Annotated in this window: 15 protein-coding genes; 13 read left to right on the top strand and 2 right to left on the bottom strand. The window is 67.5% G+C overall.

From position 1 onward, the window contains the following. Positions 1 to 17 precede the first annotated feature (17 nt). Both ACUVWL_RS11320 and ACUVWL_RS11315 read left to right on the top strand, forming a co-directional pair. Positions 18 to 2,324 carry a tetratricopeptide repeat protein gene (locus ACUVWL_RS11320; RefSeq protein WP_046429547.1) on the top strand — a complete coding sequence of 769 codons (2,307 nt, stop codon included), beginning with the start codon at positions 18 to 20 and terminating at the stop codon, positions 2,322 to 2,324. 107 nt (positions 2,325 to 2,431) lie between these two features. Next, positions 2,432 to 2,896: a hypothetical protein gene (locus tag ACUVWL_RS11315; protein ID WP_142234424.1), complete on the top strand. Its 465-nt coding sequence runs from the start codon at positions 2,432 to 2,434 to the stop codon at positions 2,894 to 2,896. Between the two features lie 100 nt (positions 2,897 to 2,996). Here the strand turns inward: ACUVWL_RS11315 and ACUVWL_RS11310 are convergent, their stop codons facing one another. After that, positions 2,997 to 3,791 (bottom strand): cytochrome C assembly family protein, encoded by a 795-nt coding sequence (locus ACUVWL_RS11310; protein WP_014646399.1) that lies wholly within the window; start codon positions 3,789 to 3,791, stop codon positions 2,997 to 2,999. Between the two features lie 122 nt (positions 3,792 to 3,913). Here ACUVWL_RS11310 and ffh point away from each other — a divergent pair, with 122 nt between their 5' ends. The 11 genes from ffh (at position 3,914) to ACUVWL_RS11255 (ending at position 11,753) form a co-directional block, all read left to right on the top strand. After that, positions 3,914 to 5,290 (top strand): signal recognition particle protein, encoded by a 1,377-nt coding sequence (gene ffh, locus ACUVWL_RS11305; RefSeq protein WP_014036403.1) that lies wholly within the window; start codon positions 3,914 to 3,916, stop codon positions 5,288 to 5,290. Between the two features lie 127 nt (positions 5,291 to 5,417). Then, on the top strand, positions 5,418 to 6,494 hold the full coding sequence (locus ACUVWL_RS11300) for an NAD(P)H-dependent flavin oxidoreductase (RefSeq protein WP_445978351.1): 1,077 nt from the start codon (positions 5,418 to 5,420) through the stop codon (positions 6,492 to 6,494). Further along, the gene (locus ACUVWL_RS11295; RefSeq protein ID WP_049441481.1) at positions 6,491 to 7,273 is read left to right on the top strand and encodes an aminotransferase class IV family protein; all 783 of its coding nucleotides are present in this window, start codon (positions 6,491 to 6,493) and stop codon (positions 7,271 to 7,273) included. The genes ACUVWL_RS11300 and ACUVWL_RS11295 overlap by 4 nt, the downstream gene beginning before the upstream one ends. A gap of 127 nt (positions 7,274 to 7,400) precedes the next feature. Further along, entirely contained in the window at positions 7,401 to 8,003 is a 603-nt protein-coding gene (locus ACUVWL_RS11290) for a suppressor of fused domain protein (RefSeq protein ID WP_049441482.1), read from the top strand. A 186-nt stretch (positions 8,004 to 8,189) separates the two neighbouring features. After that, positions 8,190 to 8,450: a 30S ribosomal protein S16 gene (gene rpsP, locus ACUVWL_RS11285; protein ID WP_005415733.1), complete on the top strand. Its 261-nt coding sequence runs from the start codon at positions 8,190 to 8,192 to the stop codon at positions 8,448 to 8,450. 44 nt (positions 8,451 to 8,494) lie between these two features. Next, complete coding sequence (gene rimM, locus ACUVWL_RS11280) at positions 8,495 to 9,007, top strand: ribosome maturation factor RimM (protein WP_010483256.1); 513 nt, start codon at positions 8,495 to 8,497, stop codon at positions 9,005 to 9,007. A gap of 8 nt (positions 9,008 to 9,015) precedes the next feature. After that, positions 9,016 to 9,774: a tRNA (guanosine(37)-N1)-methyltransferase TrmD gene (gene trmD, locus ACUVWL_RS11275; RefSeq protein ID WP_046429552.1), complete on the top strand. Its 759-nt coding sequence runs from the start codon at positions 9,016 to 9,018 to the stop codon at positions 9,772 to 9,774. A gap of 154 nt (positions 9,775 to 9,928) precedes the next feature. After that, positions 9,929 to 10,330 carry a 50S ribosomal protein L19 gene (gene rplS, locus ACUVWL_RS11270; RefSeq protein WP_005415736.1) on the top strand — a complete coding sequence of 134 codons (402 nt, stop codon included), beginning with the start codon at positions 9,929 to 9,931 and terminating at the stop codon, positions 10,328 to 10,330. Positions 10,331 to 10,412: 82 nt separating this feature from the next. Further along, positions 10,413 to 10,793, top strand: a complete 381-nt coding sequence (locus ACUVWL_RS11265) for a DUF6404 family protein (RefSeq protein ID WP_032956354.1) — start codon at positions 10,413 to 10,415, stop codon at positions 10,791 to 10,793. Positions 10,794 to 10,872: 79 nt separating this feature from the next. Continuing rightward, entirely contained in the window at positions 10,873 to 11,307 is a 435-nt protein-coding gene (locus ACUVWL_RS11260; RefSeq protein WP_032956352.1) for a DUF1801 domain-containing protein, read from the top strand. A 38-nt stretch (positions 11,308 to 11,345) separates the two neighbouring features. After that, positions 11,346 to 11,753 (top strand): DUF1801 domain-containing protein, encoded by a 408-nt coding sequence (locus tag ACUVWL_RS11255; RefSeq protein ID WP_445978350.1) that lies wholly within the window; start codon positions 11,346 to 11,348, stop codon positions 11,751 to 11,753. 117 nt (positions 11,754 to 11,870) lie between these two features. Here ACUVWL_RS11255 and ACUVWL_RS11250 read toward each other — a convergent pair whose 3' ends face one another. Beyond that, entirely contained in the window at positions 11,871 to 13,331 is a 1,461-nt protein-coding gene (locus ACUVWL_RS11250; RefSeq protein WP_197604517.1) for an MATE family efflux transporter, read from the bottom strand. Between the last annotated feature and the right edge of the window lie 12 nt (positions 13,332 to 13,343).

The following is a 13,343-nucleotide window of genomic DNA, read 5'->3' as shown; positions in this document are numbered from 1 at the left end:
ACAGGAGTACTTACCCCATGGACATCTGGAACTGGGTCGAAAAACTGCAGGGCGACCTGCGCCAGGCCGGCCAGGCGCAGAACGCGCACCTGCTGAACCGCCTCGCCGACGAGGTCAGTGAACTGCAGATCGACCGCGTCGATGCACTGCTGCCCGAAGCACGCGCACTGGGCAAGGCGCTCGACAACCCCTGGGTCGACGTCTACGTCGGCCACTGGGCGCTGCGCAACCGCGTCGGCAACCGTGTTGAAGGCGAGAGCGCACTTGGCGAAGCCGTTTCGCTGTTCGAGCGGGCACACCGCGAAGACACCCTGGAATGCCCGCAGTCGATCTGCGTGACCCAGGACCTGGCCGCCTGCTACGGCAACATCGATGGTCCGGGCTGGGTGCCCGAGCGCATCGAGGTGTGCGACGAGACCCTCGGCCGCATCGATCCCAGCTGGGCCTGCTTCCAGTGCCTGAGCTGCGAGAAAGCCGATGCGCTGCTCGACGATGGCCGTGGCCAGGAGGCGCTGGATTACCTGCAGGCGCAGGCCGACGCCGTGGAGGCCTGTGGCAAGGAAGTGTTCGACAGCTTCCCGGAGATGCAGATCAAGATCCTGCTCGCTGTCGGCCGCGCCGACGAGGCACTGGCGCTGATCGAGAAGCGCGAAGCCGAAGTGGCCGCCTCCGGGGAGTACGAGCCGGCCAACTGCACGGTGCCGCGCCGCTTGTCCAAGGCATGGGCGCTGGCCCAGCTGGGCCGCGACGAAGAAGCGCTGCAACAGCTGGTGCCGTGGAGCGAGCTGACCCCGAACTACTGGCGGCTGTGGGCGAACACCGCCGCAGCGCTGTGCCAGCGTGACCCTGCGCGCAATACGTGGGACCTGGGCACGCGCTTCAACACGATCATCGAGCACTTCGCCCGGGTCGGATCGCATCGCCTGCTGATCGAAGTGGCAGCGCTGAGCCTGGAGCTTGCCCTGCAGCGTGGTGCGCGCTGGGTGGCGCTGCGCCAGCTGGAACTGGCCCGCACCCATCTGGCGCAGCTGCGCCAGGACCGGGGGGCGGCAGCGCTGGTGGCCGGCCTGGCGGCACGCATCGATGCATTGCCGGATGTCGCACCGCTGCCGGTGCCGGCCGGCGAGCTGCTGGCATGGCTGGACGCGCAGGGCGAACAGAACCAGGCGCGCGACCCCGAGCGCGAGGCGCAGTGGTTGCTGCAGGCGCAGGCGCAGCTGCCCGATGACGAGGCCTTGGCCGAGATGGCCGCCTCAGCGCTGAGCGCCTGCGGCGCGCAGGCCGAGGCGCGAGCGCTGTTGTGGCGGTTCGTACGCAGCCATGCGCAGAACGATGGTCCCGCAGCCTACACGCTGATGCGCTGGCTGGCCGAGCAGGGGGACGACGACGGCCTGCGCCAGCTGGCCGAGGTCTACCGCAGCAGCGTGCCGGTGTTCGCGCACTGGTGCGACGTGCAGCGCGCACGCCGGGTGTCCGACTGGCCGGCGCTGGAGCAGGCGGCCCGATCGCTTCTGGAGCTGTCTCCGGGCTCGCACGGCGCGCGCGGCACGCTGGCGCGCATGTACATGGAAACCGGCCGCTTCAGTGAGGCCCAGGCCTGCTATGCGCAGTTGGTGGAGCTGCTGGACGAGCCGAACGCCGCGCATTGGGACCACATGAGTGCGGCCAGCGCGGCGCGCGACTGGGACGCGGTGCGCCGCTCGGCCGCGGCGATCGGCATGGAGCTGTCCAGCCAGGAAGGTGTGGTCGAGGAGCCATGGGGCTGGGTGATCATCCGCAGCGAAGAGAACGGCGAGCCGATGGAGTACTACGCCCGCCGCAGCGGCCCGGTGACCGCGCGCATCGTCGAGAATGCGCCGTCCAACCGCGCCCAGCAGGTGGGCGACTGGGTGGTGTTCGATGCCGCACTGGTGCATCCGGCACCCGAGGAGGAGGAAGCGCGCGAGCATTTCATCCCGACCTATGCGCAGGTGCATGTGCTGGAGCGCGGAGGCTTCGCCCGCAGCTGGATGATCGATGGCGCGCACCCGGGCGAAGAGGCGTGGAATGCCTTCGTCGAGGCGGCCGAAGCACAGGGTTGGAAGGTGTGGTCGCACAGCCGCCCGGACTACACTGTCACCGACCCCGATAGGGAGGAGGGCACGCTGCCCGGCCTGCTGTTCACCGTCGCCCAGCCGCAGGACCATGCGCCGCTGGCGCTGCACCGCTTCCTCCAGCAGCACACCGCGACGTGGCCGCATCCGCATTGCTGGCTGCGCCTGGCTGAAGCCTGTGACCAGGATCGCCAGCCGCACCTGGACGTGATCGAGCGTTACGGGCTGTAAGCTGCACGCTCCTGTAGAGCCGAGCCTGCGCTCGGCCCACGCGGAAAGCAGCCGAGCATGGGCTCGGCTCTACAACGGATCATCATCACCCCCAGGGAATGGAATACATGCGAAAGACAGGGATGTTCGTGATCGCCGGGCTGCTGCTGGCCCCCACCGTGCAGGCCGCACCGGCCTGCCAAGAGCCCATGGCCGTTGCCCGTGCCTTGTTCGAGGCCACGACCGGCAATGGCGACCTGCTGGAGCCACCGCCCGCGCTGGTCAGCCCGGCGTTCGGCAAGGCACTGCGTGGCGAGCGTGCCTGCCAGCAGCGCGAACAGGGCATCTGCACGATAGATTCCGACCCGTGGCTGGATGCGCAGGACGGCGACATTGAAACCCCGGTGCGTTACCGCTGGAAAGAGGCCTCGGCCACTGCCGGCCAGGTCGAGATGCGCTATGCGGTATGGAATAAGGCCTACGTGACCCGCCTGCCGATGGTTCGCCAGGGCCAGGGCTGCTGGCAGGTCGATGACATCCTCACCAACAGCGGTCGCTCGGTGCGGAAGATCCTGGCGCAGTCGATTCCCTGATCGGCGGCAGCATCCGCGCAGGGTGCGGTTCAGTTGCCGGCCAGCGGCCGGCACTACCCGGTGATGTTGGGGTGGGTGCCGACCGTTGGTCGGCATGCCTTTATCGCGAATGCCCGAACACCAGTTCGATCACGAACTGGCTGCCGAAGAACGCCAGCAGCAGCAACAGCATTGCCGCCAGCGTCCAGTGCACCGCCTTCATGCCGCGCCAGCCGTAGCGGCGACGGCCGATCATCAGCACGCCGAACACGATCCACGACAGCACGCTCAGCACGGTCTTGTGCACCAGCTTCTGCGCCAGCAGGTCGTCGACGAACAGCACGCCGGTGACCAGGGTCAGGGTCAGCAGCGCGAAGCCGACCGTGATCACCCGGAACAACAGCGATTCCAGGTCGGCCAGCGGTGGCAGCGCGCGCAGCCACGGGCGGAACTCGCGGCGGCGCAGGGCGCGTTCCTGCAGCCACAGCATGATCGCCAGCAGCGCGGCGATGCTCAGCGTGGCGTAGGCCAGCAGCGCCAGCCAGGCATGGCTGGCCAGGCGCCAGCCCAGCACCTTGCTCGGCTCGTGGCCGTAGCCGTGATAGGCCAGAAGCAGTACCGCGGCCAGTGGGAACACCACCACGCCCAGCGCCGACATGCGGCCGCGCGCGCCCACCAGCGAGGTCAGCCAGGCCATGCCCAGGCCGACCAGCGACAGCGCGGCGAAGAAGTGCATGTCCGGCCCGCCGTTGGTGCGCATCGCCACCATCACGTGGTAACCGCCATGCAGCAGCATCGCTGGCAGGGCCGGCCACAGCCAGGTGGGGGAGCCGGTGCTTTCATCGCGGCCGAGCGCACGCACCAGCAGGGCACTGGCAGCCAGGTAGAGCAGGACGGCGATGAGAACGATTGTCATCGTTGCAGTTTCGCATACCCCTGTGATGCTGGCGACGGCCCGGTGGTCGCAGTCCGGGCGGACAGCCGGACCCGTTATACTGTTTGCCTTATTGTCCCCCGCTTTCAGACAGGTTGCGCCGCATGTTCGAGTCCCTGACCCAGCGCCTTTCCGGCACCATCGAGCGCCTGCGTGGCCGCGGCCGCCTGACCGAGGAGAACATCCGCGAGGCGACCCGCGAAGTACGCATCGCGCTGCTCGAAGCCGACGTCGCGCTGCCGGTGGTGCAGGCCCTGATCGAGCGCATCAAGGTGCGCGCGGTCGGCCAGGAAGTGCTGAAGTCGCTGACCCCGGGCCAGGCCCTGATCAAGGTCGTGCGCGACGAACTGACCGCGGTGATGGGTGCCGAGGCCAGCGACCTGAACCTCAATGTGCCCGCTCCGGCCATCATCCTGATGGCGGGCCTGCAGGGCGCCGGCAAGACCACCACGGTGGGCAAGCTGGCCAAGCACCTGAAGGAAAAGCGCAAGAAGAAGGTGATGGTGGTTTCGGCCGACGTCTACCGCCCGGCCGCGATCGAGCAGCTGAAGACCCTGGCCGAGCAGGTCGGCGTGCTGTTCTTCCCGTCCAGCGCCGACCAGAAGCCGGAAGCCATCGTCCGCGCCGCCATCGACGATGCCCGCAAGTCGTTCGTCGACGTACTGCTGGTCGATACCGCCGGCCGCCTGGCCATCGACGAAGCGATGATGGCCGAGATCAAGGCCCTGCACGCTGCCGTGAACCCGGCCGAAACCCTGTTCGTGGTCGACGCCATGACCGGCCAGGACGCGGCCAACACCGCCAAGGCCTTCGGTGATGCGCTGCCGCTGACCGGCGTGGTGCTGACCAAGACCGACGGTGACGCCCGTGGCGGTGCCGCGCTGAGCGTGCGCTACATCACCGGCAAGCCGATCAAGTTCGTCGGTGTCAGCGAAAAGCCGGAAGGCCTGGACGTGTTCCATCCGGACCGCATCGCCAGCCGCATCCTCGACATGGGCGACGTGCTGTCGCTGGTCGAGCAGGTGGAGCAGCAGGTCGACAAGGACAAGGCCGCCAAGCTGGCCGAGAAGGTCGCGAAGGGAAAGAAGTTCGACCTGAACGACATGCGCGACCAGCTCGAGCAGATGCAGAACATGGGCGGCATCGGCGGCCTGATGGACAAGCTGCCGGGCCTGGGCAACATCCCCGACCACCTGAAGCAGCAGGTCAGCCAGGGCAAGGAAGTGCCGCGCATGATCGCCATCATCGGCTCGATGACCAAGAAGGAACGGCGCAACCCGAACCTGCTCAACGGCTCGCGCCGCGCGCGCATCGCCAAGGGTTCGGGCGTGACCCCGGCCGACGTCAACAAGCTGATGAAGCAGTACATGCAGATGGAAAAGATGATGAGCAAGATGGCCGGCGGTGGCATGAAGGGCATGTTGCGCAGCATGAAGGGCATGATGGGCGCCATGGGCGGCCGCGGCATGCCGTTCCGTTGATGACGGCCCCGTCCGCAGTGTGATGTAGCGCCCGAGCTCACGCTCGGGCGGCGGCGCGCAGCAGCAGGCTCGACGCCACCCCTGTCCCGCGCGCACCATGGTGGCCTGTCCGAAACGATGGGCCGTCATGCAGAGTTCCGCTGTAACTTCCCGCGTCGAGGCGTTCTGCCAGCGCTTTGGCGTATCCGTTCCGATCCTGCTGGCACCGATGGCCGGTGCCTGCCCCGTACCGTTGTCCGCCGCGCTGGCCAATGCCGGCAGCATGGGGGCGATGGGCGCGGTGCTGTCGTCGTCGGCCGATATCGGTCGCTGGATGGAGGACTTCCGCGCGACCTCCACCGGCCCGGCGCAGGTGAACCTGTGGCTGCCGGACCCCGCACCGAGCCGTGATGTCGCTGCCGAGGCCGCCAGCCGCGCTTTCCTCGCGCAGTGGGGCCCGGACGTGCCGGCCAGCGCCGCCGACGCCACGCCTGCCGATTTCGAAGAACAGTTCGCTGCGTTGCTTGCGGCACGCCCGGCGGTGGCGTCGACCATCATGGGCGTGCTGCTGCCGCGCCACGTGCAGCAGCTGAAGGACGCCGGCATTGCCTGGATCGCCTGCGCGACCACCTTGTCCGAAGCGCGTGCCGCACAGGACGCCGGTGCCGACGCCGTGGTGGCGCAGGGCATGGAGGCCGGTGGCCATCGCGGTGCGTTTGATCCGGCAATGGCCGAACGCCAGCTGGTCGGGCTGTTCGCGCTGTTGCCGCGCCTGGCCGATCACCTGCAGATTCCGGTGATCGCTGCCGGTGGCATCGCCGATGGCCGTGGCATTGCTGCCGCACTCACCCTGGGGGCCAGCGCCGTCCAGATCGGCACCGCCTTCCTGCGCACGCCCGAGGCGGCGATCGCGTCGGCGTGGGCCGATGGGCTGGCCGCCAGCGAACCGGAAGATACCTGGCCGACGCGCGCGTTCAGCGGCCGCCTTGGCCGTGGCCTGGCGACCGCGTATGTGCGCGCCGCTGCTGCCGAAGGCGCCCCTGCGCCGCGCCCGTACCCGGTGCAGCGTGGCCTGACCGCGCCGATGCGCAAGCAGGCCGTGCAGGAAAATCGCCTGGCGGCGATGCAGGCCTGGGCCGGGCAGTCGGCGTGGATGGCGCCTGCACAGCCGGCCGCCGACGTGCTGCGCGGCATGTGGGAACAGGCGCAGGCGCTGCTGCGATGAGGGTCACCTGCAATGGCCAGCCGGCGCAGGTGGCGGACCTGCTGCCGGCGCTGGTGAACTACGGCCACTTCACCTCGCTGCAGGTGCGTGGTGGTGCAGTGCAGGGGCTGGACCTGCATCTGGCGCGGCTGTCGCAGGCCACGCGCGAACTGTTCGGCAGCGAACTGGACACGGTGCAGGTGCAGGCGTGGATGGCGCAGGCGCTGCGGCAGGCCGGCCTGGCCGATGCCTCGCTGCGGGTGACGGTGTACTCGCGCCGCTTCGATTTCCGCAATCCGCTGGCGGCCGTGCCGGTGGACGTGCTGGTGGCAGTTTCAGCGCCGGTGGCCCTGGCCGCGCCCAAGCGCGTGCGCAGCGTGGCCTGGCAGCGCGAAATGCCGCAGATCAAGCATGTGGGCACGTTTGGCCTGTTTGCCGAGCGGCGCGCGGCGATGGCGCAAGGATTCGACGATGTGCTGTTCGTGACCGCCGATGGCGACGTGAGTGAAGGGAGCACCTGGAACCTGGCCGTGCACGATGGTGAGCGGCTGCTCTGGCCACAGGCGCCTGCCCTGCGCGGGACGGCCGAAGCGCTGCTGAAGCGGCATTGGCCGGGGCCTCAGGTCACTCAGCCGCTGCCGCTGGCCGATCTGGCCGGCGTGAAGGCGGCTTTTGCCTGCAACGCCAGCGGCCTGTGGGCGCTGGAGGCCATTGACGGGCATGTCCTGCCCGGCTCGCAGGCGCTGGCTGAACAGGGCAGGGCGGTGCTGGCGGCGGTGGCCTGGCAGCCGCTTTCCTGAACGAGGCGCGTGGTTGCCGATCGCTGGACATAGCCGGACGCTACCTTGAAGCGTTGCAGCCGGTAGCGCCGGGCCATGCCCGGCGGATGCGTCCGCAGCGAACAACACTCAGGAGTTTCAATCAGATATGGGTATGGTCACCGAGCAGCATCGCGCGGTAGCGATGCACGCAATCAAGGTCATGGGCTCTGAGGGGCGGCCCAAGGTCCAGGCCTTTCACGATGATCATCGCCTACGTTCAGTCGATATCCTCACGACGTTCAGCTCTCCGGAAGCAGGGCTGAAGTCCATCTCGTCCATCGGCCTATCGGATTCTGGGTTACGTCATGCGGAGGGGCACGAACTGGAAACGCGCGTCGAGCTGTGTGCGTGTGCAGAACAGGACGCGCTGCATTGGGACAACGTCGTCGCCTCGACGGCTTTCGCGATCATGCGCGATCGTGCGGCGGTGCAGCCTGGTAGCGTGATTCCCGACATCCTGCAGGACTACTTCCCGTCGACCCGGATGCCGCACGTCTATCTGGTGCCGCCCTTCTTCTGGAATGACGCCAGGTTCCCGGGGCTGCAGTTCCCGCCGGTTGCCATCAACTGGCTGCAGTGCATCGCCATCCACGAATCCGAGCGGCAACTTGTCGAGCGGATTGGCGGCGATGCATTTGACGACCTGCTGCAGCGGCACGAGGTAGATGTGCTGGACATGCATCGGGCGCCGGTAGCGGGAGCGCTCTGACGCTATCGCCCCGGGAATCTTGGAGGGGCGGTCGGAGGTTGATCACTTTGCTGAACGAAAGTGGCGAGGCATAGCACTGCGCTACCGTGAAGATGGATACAGCCCGGGGTTGGCTCGGCCGGGCTCTGCCGCTATAATCGCCCGCTTACCTCGCCATCCTGGCGACTGGGCAATAGGAAAAACACCATGGTCAAGATTCGACTGACCCGCGGCGGCGCCAAGAAGCGTCCGTTCTACCACATCATCGTCACCGACGTGCGCAGCGCGCGCGACGGCCGCAACATCGAGCGCGTTGGCTTCTACAACCCGGTTGCCCAGGGCGCCGAGAAGCGCATCGAGCTGGACCTGGCCCGCGTTGACCATTGGGTCAAGAACGGCGCCCAGCCGACCGACAAGGTCCGCAACCTGATCAAGGAAGCGACCAAGTCCCAGGCCGCTGCGGCCTGATCCTGACGGGCCACGCTTCGGCGTGGCCCTCTTGGTTGAAGCAGATGAAAGATATCGAGCGCCGCATCCTGCTGGGCAGGGTTGTCGGCGCTTTTGGTGTGCGCGGCGAAATCAAGCTCGAGTCCTGGACCGAGCCACGTTCCGCCATTTTCCGTTACCAGCCGTGGATCGTGCGCAGCCCGTCCGGCGTGGAAACCACGATTGAAGGCGTGCGTGGCCGCGACAGCGGCAAGCACCTGGTCGCCCGTTTCCCCGGCGTCGAGGACCGCGATACCGTCGAAGCGATGCACGGCACCGAGATCTACGTGGCCCGCAGTGCATTGCCGCCACCGAAGCCCGATGAGTACTACTGGGTGGACCTGGAAGGCCTGGACGTGAAGACCACCGAGGGCGTTGCCCTGGGCCAGGTCTCGCACCTGTTCAGCACCGGCGCCAACGACGTGGTGGTGGTCCGCGGTGACCGCGAGCGGATGATTCCGTTCGTGCAGCCGGACTTCGTCAAGTCGGTCGACTTCGAGGCCAACCTGGTCGTGGTCGACTGGGATCCCGAGTTCTGAGCGTGAGCATGCGTTTCGACGTCATTACCCTGTTCCCCGAGTTCCTCGCCCAGTCCGCCGGACTGGGCGTGGTCGGGCGCGCGCAGGAGAAGGGGCTGTTCAGCCTGCACGGCTGGAACCCCCGTGATTACGCCGAAGGCAACTACCGCCGCGTGGACGACCGTCCGTTCGGAGGTGGCCCGGGCATGGTGATGCTGATCGAGCCGCTGCAGGCCTGCCTGCAGGCGATCCGTGAGGCCGATCCGACCCCGGCGCGGGTGATCTACCTCAGCCCGCAGGGGGCGCCGCTGACCCAGGCCAAGGTGCGGGAACTGGCGGCGCTGCCGCGCGTGGTCCTGCTCTGCGGCCGCTACGAGGGCATCGACGAGCGTTTCCTGGAGGCCAATGTCGACGAGGAGATCTCCCTCGGCGACTACGTGCTGTCCGGGGGGGAACTGGGCGCGGCGGTGATCATCGACGCCGTGGCCCGCCTGCAGGACGGTGCCCTGAACGACGCCGAATCGGCGGCGCAGGACAGCTTCGAGGGCGACCTCGGCCTGCTCGACTGCCCGCATTACAGCCAGCCGGCCCAGCACCCGCTGGGTGACGTGCCGGACGTGCTGCGCTCGGGCAACCACGCGGCCATCGCCGCCTGGCGCCGCCAGCAGTCGCTGCTCCGGACCGCCGAGCGGCGCCCGGACCTGCTGGATGAACAGGCACTGGGCAAGGCCGACCGCAAACTGCTGGAGCAGGGCCGTCAGGCCCGGAACCAGAAGGCCAGCCCCTAGCGCAGGGTCGGCTTTATCGGCTATCATGGCCAATTCCCGTCGACCCTGGTCGGCGCGCGCAGTACCCAAAACAAACGTGCAGCACAGTCCGGTGACTGCATGAGCCTACGTTGTCGATACGACACGCCCACCCGAACAAGAATCGGTGTAACCCATGAGCAAGCTGAACAAGTCCATCGTCGCGGAATTCGAATCCGCCCAGATCACCCGTGAACTGCCGAAGTTCAGCCAGGGCGACACCGTTGTCGTCAACGTGAAGGTGAAGGAAGGCAGCCGCGAGCGCGTGCAGGCCTACGAAGGCGTCGTCATCGCCACCAAGAACGCCGGCCTGAACTCCTCGTTCACCGTCCGCAAGATCTCGCACGGCTACGGCGTCGAGCGCGTTTTCCAGACCCACAGCGCCATCATCGACTCGGTCGAAGTGAAGCGTCGTGGTAAGGTCCGCGCCGGCAAGCTGTACTACCTGCGTGGCCTGGAAGGCAAGGCTGCCCGCATCAAGGAAGACCTGGCTGCCGCTGCTGCCGCCAAGGCTGCCCGTCTGGCCGACAAGGCCTGATAAACAACTTCGGTTGTTGCCGCGACGGCCACCTTCGGGTGGCCGTTTGCGTTTCCGGCATCGCATCGGCCACGATCAGGTGATGAACGACATCAACCTTCGCTATCCGGCCGTGATCCAGTCGGCGTTGCGCTTTCTCGACGGCAAGGGGCTGGCACGCGTGCAATCGGCGCCGTTGCTGCATCGCCTGTTGTGGCGCCTGGGCATCGCACTGCCGCCACCGATCCTGGCCGGCTTTGGCACCAACGCGTTGGTGCAGGGCCTGCTGTTCGGGCTGTTCTGGACCGCGCTGATGTGGCTGATGCTGTGGCAGGGCAGCGAACGTCCGCTGGTGCTGTTGCTGGTGGCCGGTCTGGTGGCCGGCGCGCTGTTCGGCCTTGTGATGGCGGCGCTGATGCGCTCGCTGCGCCGCCACCGCAAGCTGCCGGATTGGCGCCAGTTCCGGGCGCGGCAGGCGGACTGAGCCGATGGCGCACTGCGCCGTGACCGCTGGCTACGGGCCGCGCTAGGCTGCGGTTTCATCCCGATGGACGTGCCGTGCGATGCCTGCCAAGCGAACCGCACCTTCCACCGCGCCCACGCTGTTGTCCGGCGGCAACCCCCGGATCGCCAAGGGCGAGGGCGATGCTCCGGTGCAGGCATACATCGCCGCCATGCCGGACTGGAAACGCCCGGTCGGCGCACAGCTGGATGCGTTGATCGAACGGGCCGTACCCGGCGTGCACAAGGCGGTGAAGTGGAACTCGCCGATGTATGCGGTGGCGCCGGGCGAAGGCTGGTTTCTCAGCTTCCATTGCTTCACCCGCTACATCAAGGTGGCGTTCTTTCGTGGCGCGGTGCTGAAGCCGATGCCGCCCGAGCCGTCCAGGAGTGCCGATACGCGCTACCTGCATATCGCACAGGATGGCGCGCTGGATGAGGCACAGTTCCTCGACTGGGTGCGCCAGGCCGCCGCGTTGCCCGGCGAGCGCATGTAAGCCCACCGTTCTGATTCCTTTCCCGACGAGAACCGCTGATGGCCACGCACGCGCCGAACCCTGACGATGCCGGAACCCCGGCGACCGAACTGATCGATGCACGCATCGCCGAGCTGGCAGACTGGCGCGGTGAAACACTGGCACGCGTGCGTGCATTGATCCATGAAGCGCTGCCGGACGTGCAGGAAGCCTGGAAGTGGCGCGGTACACCGGTGTGGGAGCACAACGGCATCCTGTGCACCGGCGAGACCTACAAGCAGGCAGTGAAACTGACCTTCGCCAACGGTGCGGCGCTGACCGATCCCAAAGGCCTGTTCAACGCCAGCCTGGAGGGCAACACGCGGCGTGCGATCGACATCCATGAAGGTGCGATGCCGGATGCCGCTGCGTTCAAGGCGCTGCTGCGCGCAGCGGCGGCGTTCAATGCGGCGAAGAAGAAACGGTAGAGCCGGCCGCTGGCCGGCTGTTGCGCGATGCTGCTGGAGCGGTGTGAGGTTGCCGGCCAGCGGCCGGCACTACCTTGTCATTGGCCGGTCCATGAGGTTGCCGGCCGGCGGCCGGCACTACCGCAGCGGTGCGGCATCCGGGTCGGCCACCGGCGACGGCGGACAGGCCGGAATCTCCGACGGCGTCGCCAGTTCTTCGGCATGCGAGGGCTTGCCCATCATCTTCGCCTTGCGCCAGCCGCCCCAGCGGTAATACGCCAGCGACAGCAGCATCGACACCAGCGAGCTGACCGGGAAGCTCCACCAGATTGCATCGGCGCCCCAGTACGGCTGCAGCAGTTCGGCGAACGGCACGCGCACGCCCCACAGCGAGCCGGCCAGGATCAGCAGTGGCGGAATCACCGCGCCGGTGGAGCGCACCACGCCGGAGATCACGAAGCTGACGCCGAAGAACAGGAACGAGCCGATCACCACATGGTTGAGGTGGCGGGCGATGTCCAGCGCCTGGCTGGCCGGCGGCAGGAACAGCGCCAGCAGCTGGCGATCGAACACAACCAACGGCAGGATCAGCGCGCCGGTCAGCAGGAAGTTGAACAGCACGCCCTGGCGTGCGGTACCGCGCACGCGGTCCCAGCGCTGCGCACCGACGTTCTGTGCGGCCATCGAAGAACACGCCGCACCGATCGCCATCGCCGGCATCTGCAGGTAGTTCCACAGCTGCAGGGACGCGCCGTAGCCCGCGGCGGTGTCGGTGCCGTACTGGTTGACCATGGTCATCAGCAGGATCACCGACAGCGAGATCAGCACCATCTGCAGGCCCATCGGCACGCCCTTGACCACCAGCGCCTTGAGGATGGTCATGTCGAGCTTGAACAGGCGCAGGTCGGCGCGGCCCAGCCACAGGGTGTGGCGCTTGTGCCGCATGTAAAGCAGCAGGCCGGCCAGCGACAGCGTCTGCGCGACCAGCGTGGCCCAGGCCGAGCCGGCGATGCCCAGCGCGGGGAAGGGCCCCATGCCGAAGATCAGTACCGGGTTCAGCACGATGTCCAGTGCCACCGATACCATCAGGAAGCGGAACGGCGTGCGCGAATCACCTGCACCGCGCAGGGCGGCGGTGAGGAAGGCGAACGCGTACAGCGTCGGCATCGCCAGGAAGATGATCTGCAGGTAGGCCTCGGCCAATGGCAGCGAGGCGGCCGGCGTGCCCATCGCCGCCAGCAGCGGATGGGCCATGAACCAACCGGCGATGGCGATGATCACCGACAGGCCGATGAAGAAGGTGGCACTGGTGCCGACCACGCGCCGCGCCTGCGCGATGTCGCGCGCGCCGATCGCCTGTCCGATCAGGATGGTCGAAGCCATGCCGAAGCCGAACACCGAGCCGATCAGGAAGAACATGATGTTGTTGGCGTTCGCGGTGGCGGTCAGTGCCGCCTCACCGAGGAAGCGCCCGACCCAGACCGCATTCACCGAACCGTTCAGCGACTGCGCGATGTTGCCTGCCAGGATCGGCAGGGAAAACAGCAGGAGATTGCGGCCGATCGGGCCGGAGGTCAGGTCAAGCGGCGCTTTGGCCATGGAGTGGTGATC

Source organism: Stenotrophomonas muris (assembly GCF_052751275.1).
The sequence above is the reverse complement of the archived record's forward strand: the minus strand, read 5'-3'. Positions and strand labels throughout refer to the sequence as shown.